19 protein-coding genes and 1 pseudogene are annotated in these 17,209 nt (G+C 56.9%); 19 read left to right on the top strand and 1 reads right to left on the bottom strand.

Going from position 1 to position 17,209, the window contains the following annotated elements; all coding sequences use genetic code 11:
• Positions 1 to 191: 191 nt before the first annotated feature.
• The 15 genes from rpsH (at position 192) to bfr (ending at position 9,389) form a co-directional block, all read left to right on the top strand.
• Complete coding sequence (gene rpsH / locus QRN10_RS24555; protein ID WP_010566853.1) at positions 192 to 584, top strand: 30S ribosomal protein S8; 393 nt, start codon at positions 192 to 194, stop codon at positions 582 to 584.
• Between the two features lie 12 nt (positions 585 to 596).
• Positions 597 to 1,130, top strand: coding sequence for a 50S ribosomal protein L6 (rplF, locus tag QRN10_RS24550; protein ID WP_003176412.1), 534 nt, complete (start codon positions 597 to 599; stop codon positions 1,128 to 1,130).
• A gap of 10 nt (positions 1,131 to 1,140) precedes the next feature.
• On the top strand, positions 1,141 to 1,491 hold the full coding sequence (gene rplR, locus QRN10_RS24545) for a 50S ribosomal protein L18 (protein WP_003186037.1): 351 nt from the start codon (positions 1,141 to 1,143) through the stop codon (positions 1,489 to 1,491).
• 3 nt (positions 1,492 to 1,494) lie between these two features.
• Entirely contained in the window at positions 1,495 to 1,995 is a 501-nt protein-coding gene (gene rpsE, locus QRN10_RS24540; RefSeq protein ID WP_010566852.1) for a 30S ribosomal protein S5, read from the top strand.
• Between the two features lie 2 nt (positions 1,996 to 1,997).
• Positions 1,998 to 2,174, top strand: coding sequence for a 50S ribosomal protein L30 (gene rpmD / locus QRN10_RS24535; protein WP_003176408.1), 177 nt, complete (start codon positions 1,998 to 2,000; stop codon positions 2,172 to 2,174).
• Between the two features lie 3 nt (positions 2,175 to 2,177).
• On the top strand, positions 2,178 to 2,615 hold the full coding sequence (rplO, locus tag QRN10_RS24530; RefSeq protein WP_016969471.1) for a 50S ribosomal protein L15: 438 nt from the start codon (positions 2,178 to 2,180) through the stop codon (positions 2,613 to 2,615).
• Positions 2,616 to 3,944 (top strand): preprotein translocase subunit SecY, encoded by a 1,329-nt coding sequence (gene secY, locus QRN10_RS24525; protein WP_003176406.1) that lies wholly within the window; start codon positions 2,616 to 2,618, stop codon positions 3,942 to 3,944. It begins immediately after the preceding gene.
• 27 nt (positions 3,945 to 3,971) lie between these two features.
• Positions 3,972 to 4,088, top strand: coding sequence for a 50S ribosomal protein L36 (gene rpmJ, locus QRN10_RS24520; RefSeq protein WP_002555468.1), 117 nt, complete (start codon positions 3,972 to 3,974; stop codon positions 4,086 to 4,088).
• A 129-nt stretch (positions 4,089 to 4,217) separates the two neighbouring features.
• Complete coding sequence (gene rpsM, locus QRN10_RS24515) at positions 4,218 to 4,574, top strand: 30S ribosomal protein S13 (protein ID WP_024077676.1); 357 nt, start codon at positions 4,218 to 4,220, stop codon at positions 4,572 to 4,574.
• A 30-nt stretch (positions 4,575 to 4,604) separates the two neighbouring features.
• Complete coding sequence (rpsK, locus tag QRN10_RS24510) at positions 4,605 to 4,994, top strand: 30S ribosomal protein S11 (protein ID WP_002555466.1); 390 nt, start codon at positions 4,605 to 4,607, stop codon at positions 4,992 to 4,994.
• Positions 4,995 to 5,012: 18 nt separating this feature from the next.
• Positions 5,013 to 5,633: a 30S ribosomal protein S4 gene (gene rpsD / locus QRN10_RS24505; protein ID WP_003176404.1), complete on the top strand. Its 621-nt coding sequence runs from the start codon at positions 5,013 to 5,015 to the stop codon at positions 5,631 to 5,633.
• 22 nt (positions 5,634 to 5,655) lie between these two features.
• Positions 5,656 to 6,657, top strand: coding sequence for a DNA-directed RNA polymerase subunit alpha (locus tag QRN10_RS24500; RefSeq protein ID WP_003176403.1), 1,002 nt, complete (start codon positions 5,656 to 5,658; stop codon positions 6,655 to 6,657).
• Positions 6,658 to 6,698: 41 nt separating this feature from the next.
• The gene (gene rplQ / locus QRN10_RS24495; protein ID WP_003176402.1) at positions 6,699 to 7,085 is read left to right on the top strand and encodes a 50S ribosomal protein L17; all 387 of its coding nucleotides are present in this window, start codon (positions 6,699 to 6,701) and stop codon (positions 7,083 to 7,085) included.
• A 235-nt stretch (positions 7,086 to 7,320) separates the two neighbouring features.
• Positions 7,321 to 8,769: a catalase gene (locus tag QRN10_RS24490; RefSeq protein ID WP_181081307.1), complete on the top strand. Its 1,449-nt coding sequence runs from the start codon at positions 7,321 to 7,323 to the stop codon at positions 8,767 to 8,769.
• 155 nt (positions 8,770 to 8,924) lie between these two features.
• Complete coding sequence (gene bfr, locus QRN10_RS24485) at positions 8,925 to 9,389, top strand: bacterioferritin (RefSeq protein WP_003176400.1); 465 nt, start codon at positions 8,925 to 8,927, stop codon at positions 9,387 to 9,389.
• Positions 9,390 to 9,456: 67 nt separating this feature from the next.
• Here bfr and uvrA read toward each other — a convergent pair whose 3' ends face one another.
• Positions 9,457 to 12,291, bottom strand: a complete 2,835-nt coding sequence (uvrA, locus tag QRN10_RS24480) for an excinuclease ABC subunit UvrA (protein ID WP_181081308.1) — start codon at positions 12,289 to 12,291, stop codon at positions 9,457 to 9,459.
• Positions 12,292 to 12,469: 178 nt separating this feature from the next.
• Between uvrA and QRN10_RS24475 the strand changes: the two genes are divergently transcribed.
• The 4 genes and pseudogenes from QRN10_RS24475 (at position 12,470) to tam (ending at position 17,208) form a co-directional block, all read left to right on the top strand.
• The gene (locus QRN10_RS24475) at positions 12,470 to 13,864 is read left to right on the top strand and encodes an MFS transporter (protein ID WP_181081309.1); all 1,395 of its coding nucleotides are present in this window, start codon (positions 12,470 to 12,472) and stop codon (positions 13,862 to 13,864) included.
• 9 nt (positions 13,865 to 13,873) lie between these two features.
• On the top strand, positions 13,874 to 14,389 hold the full coding sequence (locus tag QRN10_RS24470) for a single-stranded DNA-binding protein (RefSeq protein ID WP_285429351.1): 516 nt from the start codon (positions 13,874 to 13,876) through the stop codon (positions 14,387 to 14,389).
• 484 nt (positions 14,390 to 14,873) lie between these two features.
• Positions 14,874 to 16,296, top strand: a pseudogene (gene ltrA, locus QRN10_RS24465) (group II intron reverse transcriptase/maturase).
• 150 nt (positions 16,297 to 16,446) lie between these two features.
• Complete coding sequence (gene tam, locus QRN10_RS24460; RefSeq protein WP_285429350.1) at positions 16,447 to 17,208, top strand: trans-aconitate 2-methyltransferase; 762 nt, start codon at positions 16,447 to 16,449, stop codon at positions 17,206 to 17,208.
• Position 17,209: the final 1 nt, after the last annotated feature.

The raw sequence follows: 17,209 nt of genomic DNA, 5'->3' as shown, positions 1-17,209 counted from the left end.
GCGATTGGTGTCGCAAGATACTGACCGCCGGTGACCTTGAATCTGGAACAAGCCCCTTTTGGGGCTTGTTTCATTTCCGGAGTGTGTCTAGAATACCCGGCTCGCCTGAGCCCGTGTTTTCTATGCTCGGAGATTCTCGGCGACATATGTAGCCGCAAGGCTAATTTTTTTGTATTAGGAGCGTCTAGCCCATGAGTATGCAGGACCCGTTAGCGGACATGCTAACTCGTATCCGTAATGCCCAGATGGCTGAAAAGTCCGTCGTAAGCATGCCATCTTCCAAGTTGAAGGTAGCTGTTGCCAAAGTCCTGAAAGACGAAGGCTACATTGCGGGTTATCAGATCAGCAGCGAAACCAAGCCACTGCTGTCCATCGAGCTGAAGTACTTCGAAGGCCGTTCGGTCATCGAGGAAGTGAAGCGCGTTAGCCGTCCAGGCCTGCGTCAGTACAAGTCCGCTGAAGATCTGCCGAAAGTTCGTGGCGGTCTGGGCGTGTCTATCGTCTCCACCAACAAAGGTGTGATGACGGATCGTGCTGCGCGCGCTGCCGGTGTCGGCGGCGAAGTTCTTTGCACTGTGTTCTAAGGGGGGATAAGCATGTCTCGCGTCGCTAAGAACCCCGTTAAGCTGCCAGCCGGTGTCGAAGTCAAATTCGCAGGCCAACAGCTTTCGGTGAAGGGTGCCAAGGGCACTCTTGAACTGAACATCCATTCGTCCGTTGAGATCGTTGAAGAAGCTGGTGAGCTGCGTTTCGCTGCTCGCAATGGCGATCAACAAACTCGCGCAATGGCCGGTACCACGCGTGCGTTGGTAAACAACATGGTCCAAGGCGTAAGCCAAGGCTTCGAGCGTAAGCTCCAGCTGGTCGGTGTTGGTTACAAAGCGCAAGCAAAAGGCACGGTTTTGAACCTGGCCCTTGGCTTCTCGCACCCAGTGGATTACGAACTGCCGGAAGGCATCACCGCTGAGACTCCTAGCCAGACCGATATCCTGATCAAGGGCATCGATAAGCAACTGGTAGGTCAAGTGGCTGCTGAGATCCGCGACTTCCGTCCACCAGAGCCGTACAAAGGCAAAGGTGTGCGCTACGCGGACGAAGTCGTCCGTCGTAAAGAAGCCAAGAAGAAGTAGGGCATAGCAAATGACCGACAAAAAAGTTACTCGACTGCGTCGCGCTCGCAAAGCACGCCTGAAAATGCACGAACTCGAAGTCGTGCGTCTCTGCGTGTTCCGCTCGTCGCAGCACATCTACGCCCAGGTCATCTCGGCCGACGGCAACAAAGTCCTGGCAAGCGCCTCGACTTTGGATAAAGAACTGCGTGATGGTGCCACTGGCAACATCGACGCGGCCACAAAGGTTGGCCAGCTGGTCGCTACGCGTGCTAAGGCCGCTGGCGTCTCGCAAGTGGCTTTCGACCGCTCTGGCTTCAAGTACCACGGCCGCGTTAAAGCGTTGGCTGATGCTGCTCGTGAAGCTGGGCTGGAGTTCTAAGTTATGTCAAATAACGACCAAAAGCGCGACGAAGGCTACATTGAGAAGCTGGTTCAAGTTAACCGCGTAGCCAAAACCGTTAAAGGCGGCCGTATCTTCACTTTCACCGCGTTGACCGTGGTTGGTGATGGTAAAGGGCGTGTTGGCTTCGGCCGTGGCAAGTCGCGTGAAGTGCCTGCTGCGATCCAGAAGGCAATGGAAGCTGCTCGTCGCAACATGATCCAAGTTGATCTGAACGGCACCACCCTGCAATACGCCATGAAGTCCGCCCATGGCGCTTCGAAGGTGTACATGCAGCCTGCTTCTGAAGGTACCGGTATCATCGCTGGCGGCGCTATGCGTGCGGTCCTCGAAGTTGCTGGCGTTCAGAACGTTCTGGCCAAGTGCTACGGCTCGACTAACCCGGTAAACGTGGTTCACGCCACTTTCAAAGGTTTGAAAGCTATGCAGTCCCCTGAATCCATTGCCGCCAAGCGTGGCAAAAGCGTCCAGGAGATTTTCTGATCATGGCTACCGTTAAAGTAACGCTGATCAAAAGCATGACCGGCCGCATCCCTAACCACAAACTGTGTGTTAAGGGTCTGGGTCTGCGTCGCATCGGTCACACTGTAGAAGTCCAGGATACTCCCGAGAATCGCGGGATGATCAACAAGGCTTACTACATGCTGCGTGTCGAGGGTTAATCGATGAAACTCAATGATCTGAGTCCAGCGCCGGGTTCCCGTCGCGAAAAGCATCGTCCGGGCCGTGGTATCGGTAGCGGTTTGGGTAAGACTGGTGGCCGTGGCCACAAAGGTCAAACCTCCCGCTCCGGTGGCACCATCGCTCCAGGCTTTGAAGGCGGTCAGCAGCCGCTGCATCGTCGCCTGCCTAAGTTCGGTTTCGTATCCCTGAAAGCTATGGATCGCGCAGAAGTGCGTCTGTCCGAGCTGGCTAAAGTGGAAGGCGACATCGTTACTCTGCAGACCCTGAAAGATGCCAACGTGATCAACGTCAACGTACAGCGTGTGAAAATCATGCTGTCCGGTGAAGTGACTCGCGCTGTCACTATCGGCAAGGGAATCGGCGCCACCAAAGGTGCGCGTTCGGCTATCGAAGCAGCTGGCGGCAAGTTCGAGGAATAAATGGCTAAGCAAGGTGCTCTCTCAGCGCTCGGCAAAGGCGGTATGTCTGAACTCTGGGCTCGTCTGCGTTTTCTGTTCCTGGCGATTATCGTCTACCGAATAGGCGCACACATCCCGGTTCCAGGTATCAACCCGGACCGACTCGCAGACCTGTTTCGACAGAATGAGGGGACCATTCTTAGCTTGTTCAACATGTTTTCCGGCGGCGCGCTGGAACGGATGAGCATCTTTGCGCTGGGGATCATGCCGTATATTTCGGCATCGATCATCATGCAACTGATGACCGCCGTCAGCCCGCAGCTGGAGCAGTTGAAGAAGGAAGGTGAAGCTGGCCGTCGCAAGATTAGCCAGTACACCCGCTACGGCACTGTTATCCTTGCCCTTGTTCAAGCTATCGGCATGTCCGTTGGCCTGGCGGGGCAGGGTGTTGCGTTCACTGGTGACTTTGGCTTCCATTTCGTTGCGGTATCCACTTTTGTGGCTGGCGCAATGTTCATGATGTGGCTGGGTGAGCAGATTACTGAGCGTGGTGTTGGTAACGGTATCTCGATGTTGATTTTCGCAGGTATCGTCGCCGGTCTTCCGAGAGCGATTGGGCAGTCTTTCGAGTCTGCACGTCAGGGTGATATCAATATCTTCGCCTTGGTTGCCATCGGTTTGCTGGCAGTAGCGATTATCGGTTTTGTGGTGTTCATTGAGCGTGGTCAGCGTCGTATTGCTGTTCACTACGCCAAGCGTCAGCAGGGCCGTAAGGTCTTTGCTGCGCAGACCAGCCACTTGCCGCTGAAAGTGAATATGGCCGGTGTTATTCCGGCAATTTTCGCGAGCAGCATTCTGCTGTTTCCGGCTTCGTTGGGTACCTGGTTTGGTCAGTCTGAAAATATGGGCTGGCTACAGGACCTCTCTCAGTCGATCGCTCCTGGTCAGCCGTTGAATATTCTGCTGTTTAGTGCAGGGATTATTTTCTTCTGCTTCTTCTATACGGCGTTGATGTTCAATCCGAAAGACGTAGCGGAAAACCTGAAGAAGTCCGGTGCCTTTATTCCGGGCATTCGTCCAGGTGAGCAGTCTGCGCGCTACATTGATGGCGTTTTGACTCGCTTGACCCTGTTCGGTGCTCTATATATGACGGCCGTGTGCCTGTTGCCCCAGTTCCTGGTGGTTGCAGCAAACGTTCCGTTCTACCTTGGCGGGACCTCGTTGCTGATCGTGGTCGTGGTTGTGATGGACTTCATGTCCCAAGTACAATCGCACCTCGTTTCGCACCAGTACGAATCCCTGATGAAGAAAGCCAACCTGAAGGGTTACGGCAGCGGCATGTTGCGCTGAGTACCCATAAGGTTCGAGGAGTTGGTGATGAAAGTTCGTGCATCGGTGAAAAAGCTGTGCCGTAACTGCAAGATTATTCGCCGCGAAGGTGTTGTTCGAGTAATTTGCAGCGCGGAACCGCGTCACAAACAGCGCCAAGGCTGAGTGTGATCCGCTTGAAGCCCGGCAGCTAGTGCGCTGCCGGGTTGATTATTTGTTATTACAGCGATATTATCTCGCGCCCTATTTCTTGGCTTCCGGGGCGTAGGTAGCTGTCAATTGGAGTCCCACTGAATGGCCCGTATTGCAGGCGTTAACATTCCAGATAACAAGCACACTGTTATCTCGCTGACCTACATCTATGGTGTTGGTCGCACTACTGCGCAGAAAATTTGCGCAGTTGCTGGGGTAAACCCAGCCGCTAAGATCAAGGATCTGAGCGACGAGCAGATTGAATTGCTGCGTGGCGAAGTGGCGAAGTTCACCACTGAAGGTGACCTGCGTCGCGAAATCAACATGAAAATCAAGCGTTTGATGGACCTCGGTTGCTATCGCGGTCTGCGTCATCGTCGTGGTCTTCCAGTACGCGGTCAGCGTACCAAGACTAACGCGCGTACCCGTAAAGGTCCGCGTAAGCCGATCCGCAAGTAATCGCCCCAGCGAATCGACAGGAAAATTATCATGGCAAAACCTGCTGCTCGTCCTCGTAAAAAAGTTAAAAAGACAGTGGTTGATGGCATCGCCCACATCCATGCTTCTTTTAACAACACCATCGTGACCATCACCGACCGTCAAGGTAACGCGCTTTCTTGGGCTACCTCCGGTGGTTCGGGTTTCCGCGGTTCCCGCAAGTCCACCCCGTTTGCTGCTCAAGTAGCTGCTGAACGTGCTGGTCAAGCTGCGCTGGAATACGGCCTGAAAAACCTCGACGTTAACGTCAAAGGTCCAGGTCCGGGTCGTGAGTCTGCTGTCCGTGCTTTGAACGGCTGTGGCTATAAGATCGCCAGCATCACCGACGTGACGCCAATCCCGCACAACGGGTGCCGTCCGCCGAAGAAGCGCCGCGTGTAATCCAGGAGATTGTAAAGAATGGCTCGTTACATTGGTCCAAAATGCAAACTCGCTCGTCGCGAGGGCACCGATCTCTTCCTGAAGAGCGGCGTGCGCGCGATCGAATCGAAGTGCAACATCGAAGCAGCACCTGGCATCCACGGCCAACGCCGCGGTCGCCAGTCCGATTACGGCACCCAACTGCGTGAAAAGCAGAAGGTCCGTCGTATCTACGGCGTTCTCGAGCGTCAGTTCAGCGGCTACTACAAAGAAGCTGCTGGCAAGAAAGGTGCAACCGGTGAAAACCTGCTGCAACTGCTCGAATGCCGTCTGGACAACGTTGTATACCGTATGGGCTTTGGTTCGACTCGTGCCGAATCCCGTCAGCTGGTATCGCACAAGTCGATCAGCGTTAACGGTCAGACCGTAAACGTTCCGTCTTACCAGGTTCGTGCTGGTGACGTGGTCGCAGTTCGCGAGAAAGCTAAAAACCAACTTCGCATTGTCCAAGCTCTCGATCTGTGTGCCCAACGTGGCCGCGTAGAATGGGTAGAAGTAGACACTGAGAAGAAGTCGGGCGTTTTCAAGAACGTTCCAGCTCGCAGTGATCTGTCCGCCGACATCAACGAAAGCCTGATTGTCGAGCTCTACTCCAAGTAAGGGCTAGAAAATAGGTGCATCCATGCAGATTTCGGTAAATGAGTTCCTGACACCCCGCCATATTGATGTGCAGGTTGTCAGTCCAACCCGCGCCAAGATCACTCTCGAGCCTCTCGAGCGTGGTTTTGGCCACACCCTGGGCAACGCGCTGCGCCGCATCCTGTTGTCCTCAATGCCCGGCTGTGCAGTAGTCGAGGCCGAGATTGACGGTGTGCTCCACGAGTACAGCGCCATCGAAGGTGTACAGGAAGACGTAATTGAAATCCTGTTGAACCTTAAAGGTCTGGCTATCAAGCTGCACGGCCGTGACGAAGTTACGCTGACCTTGTCGAAGAAGGGTTCGGGGGTGGTTACCGCTGCCGATATTCAGCTGGATCATGATGTCGAGATCGTTAACCCCGATCACGTAATCGCTAACCTGGCGTCTAACGGCGCCCTGAACATGAAGCTCACCGTAGCTCGTGGTCGTGGTTATGAACCGGCCGACTCGCGTCAGAGCGATGAAGACGAAAGCCGCAGCATTGGTCGCTTGCAGCTTGACTCTTCGTTCAGCCCGGTTCGCCGTATCGCATACGTGGTGGAAAACGCCCGTGTCGAGCAGCGTACTAACCTGGACAAGCTGGTTATTGATCTGGAAACCAACGGTACCCTGGATCCTGAAGAGGCTATCCGCCGCGCTGCAACCATTCTGCAACAGCAGTTGGCTGCGTTCGTCGACCTCAAAGGTGACAGCGAACCAGTGGTAATCGAGCAGGAAGACGAGATCGATCCGATCCTGCTTCGCCCGGTTGACGATCTGGAACTGACTGTACGTTCGGCTAACTGCCTTAAGGCGGAAAACATTTACTACATCGGCGACCTGATTCAGCGTACCGAAGTAGAACTGTTGAAGACTCCGAACCTGGGCAAGAAATCCTTGACTGAAATCAAGGACGTTCTGGCCTCCCGCGGTCTGTCCCTCGGCATGCGCCTCGACAACTGGCCGCCTGCAAGTCTTAAGAAGGACGACAAGGCGACTGCCTGATCGTCGTAATCACCGAACGTGAGTTTGGTAAGGAATGAACCATGCGTCATCGTAAAAGTGGTCGTCACCTGAGCCGTACCAGCTCGCACCGCAAGGCCATGTTCCAAAACATGGCGGTGTCGCTGTTCGAGCACGAGCTGATCAAAACTACACTGCCGAAAGCTAAAGAACTGCGTCGCGTTGCTGAGCCGCTGATCACTTTGGCTAAGACAGACAGCCTGGCTAACCGCCGTCTGGCTTTCGACCGTACTCGTTCGAAAGCTATCGTTGGTAAGCTCTTCAACGACCTGGGCAAGCGCTACGCTACCCGTGAGGGTGGCTACCTGCGCATCCTCAAGTGCGGTTTCCGCGCTGGCGACAACGCGCCTATGGCGTACGTCGAGTTGGTTGATCGTGCTACTGCTGGCGAAGCTGTAAGCGCCGAGTAAGACGACAGTCTGTAACGAAGAACCGGGCCTAGTGCCCGGTTTTTTGTGGGCGTGATAAAAGCGCGAATGTACAAGCTTCCTCCAGCAGCGCTTGGCACTATCGTATCGGAACTTGTTGGTAGTTATTTTCTATTGATGTCTACAATTTAATGAATTTGTAGGTGTCAGGTGGTTGATCAATACTTCCTCCAAGCCGATTAGCCGGCAGCTCCATCTGACCTGAGGAAAATTGAGCATGAGCCAGAATAAAATCCTTACCACCGCCAGTGGTGCACCCGTTGCGGATAATCAGAACTCCCGCTCCGCCGGCCCGCGCGGACCATTGTTGCTCGATGATTTTCATCTGATCGAGAAGCTCGCCCACTTCAACCGTGAGAACATTCCCGAACGCCGCGTCCACGCTAAAGGCTCGGGTGCATATGGCACGTTCACTGTGACCCGCGACATCACTCAATACACCAGTGCCAAGCTGTTTTCAGCGGTGGGCAAACAGACCCCGACTTTCCTGCGTTTCTCCACTGTGGGCGGTGAGCGTGGCTCGGCTGATACTGAGCGTGACCCCCGCGGTTTCGCCTTGAAGTTCTATACCGAAGAGGGCAACTGGGACATCGTGGGTAACAACACGCCAGTGTTCTTCATTCGCGACCCGCTGAAATTCCCAGACTTTATCCATACTCAAAAACGCCTGCCGCAAAGCAATCTGAAAAGCGCGCAAATGATGTGGGACTTCTGGTCGCACTCTCCAGAAGCACTGCACCAGGTCACGATTTTGTTCTCTGACCGCGGTATCCCTGATGGCTATCGTCACATGCATGGCTTCGGTAGCCATACCTACAGCTTGATCAACGCCCAGGGTGAGCGGCACTGGGTCAAATGGCACTACAAGACCAAGCAGGGCATCAAGAACCTCACGCCTGCAGAAGCCGCGCGTTTAGCGGGTACTGATCCTGATTACGCTCAGCGTGACCTGTTCGGGGCAATCGAGCGTGGTGACTTCCCGAAATGGCGCGTCTGCATCCAGATCATGACCGAAGCCCAAGCCAATGTTCATTACGAGAACCCTTTCGACGTGACTAAAACCTGGTCGCAAAAGGAGTTTCCGTTGATCGAAGTCGGCGAACTGGAGCTTAACCGTAACCCGCAAAATTACTTCGCTGAAGTAGAGCAAGCTGCGTTCGGTCCAAGCAATATGGTTCCGGGTGTGGGCTTGTCGCCCGACCGCATGCTGCAAGGTCGTGTATTTGCCTACGCAGATGCGCACCGCTACCGTGTCGGAACCAACCATCAGCAGCTGCCAGTGAATGCGCCGCGCAGCCCGGTGAATAGCTACCAGCGTGACGGCTCCATGGCCTTCGGTAGTAATGGCGGGGCGGCTCCCAACTACGAACCGAACAGCTATTCCGACGCGCCGAAACAGGCGCCTCAATATGCTGAACCCGCGTTGGCATTGAGCGGTGCGGCGGACCGCTACGATCATCGCGAAGACACCGACTACTACAGCCACGCCGGTGCGCTGTTCCGGCTGATGAACGATGAGCAGAAAGCTCTGCTCATCAACAACATTGCCGGTGCGATGTCTGGGGTTTCGAGTGATGTAGTTCAGCGTCAACTGCACCACTTCTACAAGGCGGACCCCGCTTATGGAGAAGCAATCGCAAAGGCGTTGGGTGTATCGCTTAACTGACTCTAAACGAGAAGCAGAACCGCCCTCATTTGGGCGGTTTTTGCGTTATTTCAGCTAGGTTTCTCTGAAAAACTTCGCTTTTCTGCCGTTGGTCCCGTGACCTTCGGCGCAGCATGGTTCAAACTACAGACTTTCAAGCAGGGAGATGTAGGGCGATGCAAGGTCACCCCGACGTAATCGATTACCTCAACACGTTGCTGACGGGCGAACTGGCTGCTCGTGACCAATATTTCATCCATTCACGCATGTACGAAGACTGGGGCTTTACCGAGCTCTACGAGCGTATCAACCACGAAATGGAAGAAGAGGCACAACACGCCGACGCGCTGATGCGCCGTATCCTGATGCTCGAAGGCACGCCACGCATGCGCCCCGATGACTTGGATGTCGGGACCACCGTACCAGACATGCTCGCGGCCGACCTTCGCCTGGAGTACAAAGTACGTGCCGCGCTCTGCAAGGGCATTGAGTTGTGCGAACAGCACAACGACTACGTCACCCGGGAAATCCTGCGTGTACAGTTGAACGATACCGAAGAAGATCACACCTACTGGCTGGAGAAGCAGTTGGGCCTGATCAAGTTGATTGGCCTGGAAAATTACCTGCAATCGCAGTTCTGATTCTCGGCTATAAAAAAAGCCCCTGCCACCGATGAGGTGACAGGGGCTTTTTACTACACCCGATAAATCAGGCTCGATCACGTTCCAGCAAGGGTTTCAAATAGTAACCCGTGTGCGATTGCGACATCTCGGAAACCTGCTCCGGCGTGCCCACTGCGATGATCTGGCCGCCCTTGGAGCCACCTTCCGGCCCAAGGTCCACCAGCCAGTCGGCTGTCTTGATTACATCCAGGTTGTGTTCGATCACCACCACGGTATTGCCATGGTCGCGGAGCCGGTGCAGTACATCCAGCAGCTGCTGGATATCCGCAAAGTGCAGACCGGTGGTTGGCTCATCGAGGATGTACAGGGTCTTGCCGGTATCGCGCTTGGACAGCTCGCGAGACAACTTCACCCGTTGCGCCTCACCGCCCGATAACGTAGTCGCCGACTGCCCCAGCTTGATATACGACAAGCCTACATCCATCAAAGTCTGCAGCTTGCGCGCCAGCGCCGGAACCGCGTCGAAGAACTCCCGCGCCTCTTCGATCGTCATCTCGAGGGTTTCGTGGATGCTCTTGCCCTTGTATTTGATCTCAAGGGTTTCACGGTTGTAGCGCTTGCTCTTGCACACATCGCACGGCACATAGATGTCCGGCAGAAAGTGCATTTCCACCTTGATCAAGCCATCGCCCTGGCAGGCTTCGCAGCGGCCACCCTTCACGTTGAATGAGAACCGCCCAGGCCCATAGCCACGGGAGCGTGACTCAGGGACGCCCGCGAACAATTCTCGAATTGGCGTAAACAGCCCGGTGTAGGTCGCCGGGTTAGAACGCGGCGTGCGTCCAATCGGGCTTTGGTCGATATCGACCACCTTATCCAGGTGTTCCAGGCCCTTGATGCTGTCGTGAGCCGCCGCTTCGAGCGTGGTCGCGCCATTCAAGGCGGTGGCACTCAAAGGGAACAGCGTGTTGTTGATCAGCGTCGACTTGCCGGACCCGGAAACCCCGGTCACGCAGGTGAGCAGGCCCAACGGAATTTCCAGATCGACATTACGCAGGTTGTTGCCGCGCGCGCCCTTGAGGTGCAATGCCATTTTCTTGTTGCGCGGTGTGCGTTTGGCCGGCACTTCTATCTTCACCCGCCCCGACAGATATTTGCCTGTCAGCGAGTCCGGGTGAGCCATGACCTCGGCGGGTGTGCCCTCGGCGACAATATGCCCACCATGCACGCCGGCGCCGGGGCCGATGTCGACCACATAATCCGCCAGGCGGATCGCGTCTTCATCGTGCTCCACCACGATCACCGTGTTACCGATATCGCGCAGATGTTTGAGCGTGCCCAGCAACCGGTCGTTATCGCGCTGGTGCAAGCCGATCGACGGTTCGTCGAGGATGTAAAGTACGCCCACAAGTCCCGCGCCGATCTGACTGGCCAGGCGAATGCGCTGGGCTTCTCCGCCGGACAGCGTATCCGCACTGCGATCCAACGAAAGGTAGTCCAGGCCCACGTTCACCAGGAACTGCAAGCGTTCGCGGATTTCCTTAAGGATCTTGTCGGCAATTTCCCCGCGACGCCCGGTAAGCTTGAGCTCACCAAAGTATTCACAGGCATCGCCAATCGGCAGGTTGGTCACCGCCGGCAGGGTCTTCTCACCGACCCAGACATGACGCGCCTCGCGACGCAGGCGCGTACCCCGGCAATCCGGGCACGGCTGGGTGCTGAGGAACTTTGCCAGTTCCTCGCGCACGCTGGCCGACTCGGTCTCGCGATAGCGGCGCTCCAGGTTCGGCACGATGCCTTCGAACGGGTGAGAGCGCTTGACGATATCGCCACGGTCGTTCAAGTACTTGAAATCGACATTCTGCGAGCCGCTGCCGTTGAGAATGACCTTCTGCTGGTCCGAAGGCAGTTGGTTGAACGGCACTTCCAGGCTGAACTTATAGTGGGACGCCAGCGAGCCGAGCATCTGGAAGTAATAGACGTTACGCCTGTCCCAGCCGCGAATCGCGCCTTCGGCAAGTGTCAGATCACCATTGACCAGGCGCTTGATATCGAAGAATTGCTTAACTCCCAGACCATCGCAGGTCGGGCAGGCGCCTGCCGGGTTGTTAAAGGAAAACAGCTTGGGTTCCAGCTCGCTGATGGCGTGGCCGCAGATCGGGCAGGCGAAGCGCGCGGAGAAGATGATCTCTTCGCCCGGTTCGTCATCCATCGGAGCGACCAGCGCAATACCGTCCGCCAGCTTCAATGCGGTTTCAAAAGATTCCGCCAGGCGTTGCTGCAGGTCGGCTCGCACTTTGAAGCGGTCGACCACAACATCGATAGAATGCTTCTTCTGCTTGTCGAGCTTCGGCGCTTCATCCAGCTCATAGAGCTTGCCGTTGATGCGAGCCCGCACGAAGCCCTGGGCGCGCAGCTCTTCGAATACGGAAAGGTGTTCACCCTTGCGCTCGCGGATCACCGGCGCCAGCAGCATCAACTTGGCGCCTTCGGGCTGCGCCAATACCAGGTCGACCATCTGGCTGACGGTCTGGGCTTCCAGGGGAATGTCGTGGTCCGGGCAGCGGGGGATACCTACCCGCGCGTACAGCAGGCGCAGGTAGTCATAGATTTCGGTAATGGTGCCCACGGTGGAGCGCGGGTTATGGGAGGTCGACTTCTGTTCGATGGAAATGGCCGGCGACAGACCTTCGATGGTGTCGACGTCGGGCTTTTCCATCATCGACAGGAACTGGCGGGCGTAGGCCGACAGCGACTCCACGTAGCGACGCTGACCTTCGGCATACAGCGTATCGAATGCCAGGGACGATTTGCCGGACCCGGACAGGCCGGTGATCACGATCAGTTTGTCCCGCGGCAGGGTCAGGTCGATGTTCTTCAGGTTGTGGGTTCTAGCCCCACGAATCAGGATCTTGTCCAAGATGGCCTCGCACGGCGGGCGTAAATAATGCCGGAGTATACGGCTAAAGACTGGATGAATATACACTGTCAAAAGGCCGCTTGCAGCCTTACATGAAAGCTGCGCGGCAAACCGCCGCATATACCCTCTCAATCGATGGGACTGGTAGAATCGCCGCCGGTTCACACGAGGTTTTTCCATGCACGATCCCCACAGCGAACGCATGAGTAGCGGCGAGACCCGAGCGGCAGGCGGTCTGGCCCTGGTGTTCGCCTTCCGTATGCTTGGCATGTTCATGGTGTTGCCAGTGCTGGCGACTTATGGGATGGATCTCGCGGGCGCGACCCCCGCTCTGATCGGCCTGGCCATCGGCGCCTACGGCCTGACCCAGGCGATTTTTCAGATTCCGTTCGGGATCATTTCCGACCGTATTGGCCGCCGCCCGGTGATCTACCTCGGGCTGATCGTGTTTGCCCTCGGCAGCGTGCTCGCGGCGCAATCCGATTCGATCTGGGGCGTGATCGCCGGACGCATCCTACAGGGTGCCGGTGCTATTTCCGCTGCTGTAATGGCCTTGCTGTCGGACCTGACCCGCGAGCAGCATCGCACCAAGGCCATGGCCATGATCGGCATGACCATCGGCCTGTCGTTTGCCGTCGCCATGGTGGTAGGCCCGCTGCTGACGCGCGCGTTCGGCCTGCATGGGCTGTTTCTGGCCACCGGCGGCATGGCGCTGTTCGGCATCGTGATCGTAGCCTTCATGGTGCCGCGTTCCACCGGCACGCTGCAGCACCGCGAGTCCGGCGTGGCGCGCAAGGCATTGTTGCCGACGCTCAAGCACCCGGATCTGCTGCGCCTGGATTTAGGTATCTTCGTATTACACGCCATGCTGATGTGCAGCTTCGTCGCCTTGCCCCTGGCCCTGGTGCAAAAGGCCGGTCTGCCCAAGGAACAGCACTGGTGGGTGTACCTGACCGCGTTGCTGATTTCATTCTTCGCCATGATCCCGTTCATCATCTATGGCGAGAAGCGACGCAAAATGAAACGTGTTTTGCTGGGCGCCGTCGCGACATTGATGCTCACTGAACTATTCTTCTGGCAGTTCGGCGACAGCCTGCGGGCACTGGTGATCGGCACAGTGGTGTTCTTCACCGCGTTCAACCTGTTGGAGGCTTCGCTGCCTTCGCTGATCAGTAAAGTTTCACCGGCCGGCGGCAAGGGCACGGCGATGGGGGTGTATTCCACCAGTCAGTTCCTGGGCTCTGCACTGGGCGGCATCATGGGTGGCTGGATGTTCCAGCATGGCGGTTTGTCGGTTGTGTTCCTTGGATGCTCAGGTCTGGCTGCCCTCTGGCTGGCCTTTGCTGTTACCATGCGCGAACCTCCCTATGTAACGAGCCTGCGCTTGCCGTTGTCGCCAGAAGCGATCCGCGAAGCTGGCCTGGTCGAGCGCCTCAAGGCTGTTACAGGGGTTACCGATGCCGTGGTTGTTGCTGAAGAAGCCGCCATCTACATCAAATTGGACACCGAATTATTGGATCGCGCGACGCTCGAGCAACTGGTCAACCCAGTGCCGACAGCGCGCCCAGCTTAGGAGAACGTTATGGCCCGTGGGGTTAACAAAGTCATATTGGTCGGTACATGCGGCCAGGATCCCGAGGTTCGCTACTTGCCTAACGGTAATGCCGTGACCAACCTGAGTCTGGCGACCAGCGAACAGTGGACCGACAAGCAGACCGGCCAAAAGGTCGAGAAGACCGAATGGCACCGCGTATCGATGTTCGGCAAGGTCGCGGAAATCGCCGGCGAGTACCTGCGCAAAGGTTCGCAGGTCTACATCGAAGGCAAACTGCAGACCCGCGAGTGGGAAAAAGACGGCATCAAGCGTTACACCACTGAGATCGTGGTCGACATGCAGGGCACCATGCAATTGCTGGGCGGCCGTCCACAGGGCGACCAGCAGGGCCAGGGCGGCATGTCCAATTCGGCACCGCGTCCCCAGCAGTCGCGTCCACAGCCAAGCCAGCAGTCACAGCGTGAGTCGCGTCCAGCGCCACAGCAGGCGGCACCGCAGCCGGCGGCGGATTTCGACAGCTTTGATGACGATATTCCGTTCTAAGGCTTAAAGCGTCGAAACGAAAACCCCCGATAGTCCAGGCTTCGGGGGTTTTTTATTGGTGCGCCAGGCATGGCGCGTTGCGCGAAGCGCAACCAGCTTGGCTATGGTGGCCACGCTGGTGACTTGGAGGTGAAAGTCCTCTACACACCCGGCAAGGGGAAGTGTTAGCCAGAGGCAAGGGTGTCGCGGGTGACCGCGAATCTGAAGGAAGCCCGAGGCAAAATGCTGGCCTGACGAACAGGAAGCGGATAGAGGCGGCACAGCGGGGTAAGAAGGCCAATATCTTCAAAGCCCAATACTTGCACGGAGCGCTGTGACGTAGATCCGACAGGCATAAGCAGGAAGGTCGCGCGAATTACCCTGGGAGATCTGCACGTTTGCCATTGTGCTACCGAGCGTCGAGAGGCGACGGGATGAACCTGCAGAAGTCAGCCGAGGCTGTAGTAAGTGGCGAGTAACCGCGCCACCAAGGGCCGAACAGGTCATGCCGCCAGTAGGCGTCAGAGTCTCGTCGAATGTTGAAACGCAGAATATTCTTCAAGAGAAAACTGTTACTCCAAGTCCCGGACGGTATCCGAGGATGACGGCTGACAGGGCGCAAACATCGGCGGCGTCTGTGGCGTGGACGAACGCGGAGCCGGACACGCTGATGGCGCGGGTGCTTGCACCCGCTAACCTCAAGCGAGCGTATCAACGCGTAGTCAGCAACAAGGGCGCACCGGGTGCCGATGGCATGACGGTCGACCAGTTGGCGGGCTACGTGAAACAGTATTGGCCGATCCTCAAGGCTCGGTTGCTGGCTGGTGAGTATCACCCGCAAGGTGTACGCGCCGTCGAAATCCCCAAACCCAAAGGTGGAACACGGCAACTGGGTATTCCCAGCGTCGTGGATCGCCTGATCCAACAGGCTGTGCTGCAACAGCTCACGCCGATCTTCGACTCTCTGTTCTCGGATTACAGCTACGGCTTTCGTCCGGGCAGAAGCGCCCATCAAGCCATCAAAACAGCCACGCGCTCATGTGGCGGTGGGACACCGCTGGTGCGTGGAACTCGATCTTGAGAAGTTCTTTGATCGAGTGAATCACGACGTGTTGATGGCCAAAGTTGAGCGTCATGTCGAAGACAAACGCGTACTCAGACTGATCCGCCGTTACCTTGAAGCGGGAGTTATGTCAGGCGGGATCGCCAGCCGACGGCAAGAGGGGACGCCGCAAGGCGGCCCCCTCTCACCGTTGCTGTCGAATATCCTGCTCAACGAACTCGACAAAGAACTGGAACGGCGGGGTCATCGTTTTGTGCGCTATGCCGACGACGCAAACATCTATGTGCGTAGCCGTCGTGCAGGCGAACGAGTGCTGGCCAGGGTCGAGCGTTTCCTGAGTCAACGCTTGAAACTGACGTTGAACCAGGAAAAGAGCCGTGTAACACGGCCGTGGGCCTGCGATTACTTGGGTTACGGGATGAGCTTGCATAAACAGCCGAAGCTGAAAGTGGCCACGATGAGCCTGAATCGCTTGCGCGAGCGGCTCAGACAGCTGCTGCGCGGAGCGCGGGGCCACAAGATGGCGAATGTCATCGATCGGATCAACCCGGTGTTACGTGGTTGGGCGGGTTACTTCAAGTTAAGCCAGAGCAAACGGCCCCTTGAGGAGCTGGATGGCTGGATGCGCCGTAAACTTCGATGTGTCACATGGCGCCAATGGAAGCAGTCCTCAACGAGGGCGCGCAACCTAATGCGTCTGGGGCTCGACGAAGCACGTGCCTGCAAATCCGCGTTCAATGGACGAGGCCCATGGTGGAACTCAGGAGCGCCACATATGAATCAGGCGCTACCGAAGAAGCTGTGGGATCGACTCGGACTGGTCTCAATACTGGACACAATAAACCGGCTTAGCCGCATAGCTTGAACCGCCGTATACGGAACCGTACGTACGGTGGTGTGAGAGGACGGCGGGAGTTAAATCCCGCCTCCTACTCGATCCCGTTAATCCACTTGGTTGTCCTCGTGGGTGGCAGAACTTAGGCTAGGGCCAACTTCCAAAAAAAGGAAAGCCACAATGACCTGGTCTGCCAAGCAATACACGATGTTCGAACAGCAGCGCACCCGCCCGGTACGCGACCTGGTCGCCGCCATCCCCGATACCCATGTGCGCAAAGCCGTTGATCTGGGGTGCGGCCCAGGCAATTCCACCGAAGTATTGGCTGCGCGTTTCCCACAGGCGCACATCACTGGCATCGACAGCTCGGACGATATGTTGATCGACGCCCGTAAGCGTTTGCCGACCTTGAACTTCGAACTGGCGGACATCGGCGCGTGGCAGCCGTCGCAGGCTTTCGATGTGATCCTGGCCAATGCCTCGCTGCAATGGTTGCCGGACCACGCCACGTTGTACCCGCACCTGATCCAGCAGCTGACGCCCGGCGGCACCTTGGCCGTGCAGACCCCGGACAACCTTGATGAGCCCGCGCATCGGCTCGCCCGCGAAGTCGCCGCCCATGGCCCGTGGGCCGCAAAGATCGGTGGGTTCCAACACAACCAGCGGCATGCGCCTGCCTACTACTACGAATTGCTGAGCAAGCACTGCGGCACCGTCGACGTATGGCGCACGACCTACCAGCATCCATTGGCCGATCATGCGGCCATAGTGGAGTGGTTCAAGGGCACGGGGCTGCGGCCGTTTCTAGCGCCTTTGAACGACGAAGAAAGGGCCGCTTTCCTACGTGAATATCAGGCGCGCGTCACCCAGGCTTATCCGGCCCTGGCGGACGGCACGGTGCTGTTGCCGTTTCCGCGTCTGTTTGTCATCGCCACACGCTGAC

The organism is Pseudomonas sp. lyk4-R2A-8, assembly GCF_030209095.1.
Lineage (GTDB): Bacteria > Pseudomonadota > Gammaproteobacteria > Pseudomonadales > Pseudomonadaceae > Aquipseudomonas > Aquipseudomonas quebecensis.
Note: the sequence above shows the minus strand (reverse complement) of the source record. Positions and strands in the feature narration are given on the sequence as shown.

Excerpts from the sequence above, each read along its gene's own strand:
- rpsH (WP_010566853.1), top strand. The coding sequence starts at position 192 with ATGAGTATGCAGGACCCGTTAGCGGACATGCTAACTCGTATCCGTAAT.
- rplF (WP_003176412.1), top strand. The coding sequence starts at position 597 with ATGTCTCGCGTCGCTAAGAACCCCGTTAAGCTGCCAGCCGGTGTCGAA.
- rplR (WP_003186037.1), top strand. The coding sequence starts at position 1,141 with ATGACCGACAAAAAAGTTACTCGACTGCGTCGCGCTCGCAAAGCACGC.
- rpsE (WP_010566852.1), top strand. The coding sequence starts at position 1,495 with ATGTCAAATAACGACCAAAAGCGCGACGAAGGCTACATTGAGAAGCTG.
- rpmD (WP_003176408.1), top strand. The coding sequence starts at position 1,998 with ATGGCTACCGTTAAAGTAACGCTGATCAAAAGCATGACCGGCCGCATC.
- rplO (WP_016969471.1), top strand. The coding sequence starts at position 2,178 with ATGAAACTCAATGATCTGAGTCCAGCGCCGGGTTCCCGTCGCGAAAAG.
- secY (WP_003176406.1), top strand. The coding sequence starts at position 2,616 with ATGGCTAAGCAAGGTGCTCTCTCAGCGCTCGGCAAAGGCGGTATGTCT.
- rpmJ (WP_002555468.1), top strand. The coding sequence starts at position 3,972 with ATGAAAGTTCGTGCATCGGTGAAAAAGCTGTGCCGTAACTGCAAGATT.
- rpsM (WP_024077676.1), top strand. The coding sequence starts at position 4,218 with ATGGCCCGTATTGCAGGCGTTAACATTCCAGATAACAAGCACACTGTT.
- rpsK (WP_002555466.1), top strand. The coding sequence starts at position 4,605 with ATGGCAAAACCTGCTGCTCGTCCTCGTAAAAAAGTTAAAAAGACAGTG.
- rpsD (WP_003176404.1), top strand. The coding sequence starts at position 5,013 with ATGGCTCGTTACATTGGTCCAAAATGCAAACTCGCTCGTCGCGAGGGC.
- QRN10_RS24500 (WP_003176403.1), top strand. The coding sequence starts at position 5,656 with ATGCAGATTTCGGTAAATGAGTTCCTGACACCCCGCCATATTGATGTG.
- rplQ (WP_003176402.1), top strand. The coding sequence starts at position 6,699 with ATGCGTCATCGTAAAAGTGGTCGTCACCTGAGCCGTACCAGCTCGCAC.
- QRN10_RS24490 (WP_181081307.1), top strand. The coding sequence starts at position 7,321 with ATGAGCCAGAATAAAATCCTTACCACCGCCAGTGGTGCACCCGTTGCG.
- bfr (WP_003176400.1), top strand. The coding sequence starts at position 8,925 with ATGCAAGGTCACCCCGACGTAATCGATTACCTCAACACGTTGCTGACG.
- QRN10_RS24475 (WP_181081309.1), top strand. The coding sequence starts at position 12,470 with ATGCACGATCCCCACAGCGAACGCATGAGTAGCGGCGAGACCCGAGCG.
- QRN10_RS24470 (WP_285429351.1), top strand. The coding sequence starts at position 13,874 with ATGGCCCGTGGGGTTAACAAAGTCATATTGGTCGGTACATGCGGCCAG.
- tam (WP_285429350.1), top strand. The coding sequence starts at position 16,447 with ATGACCTGGTCTGCCAAGCAATACACGATGTTCGAACAGCAGCGCACC.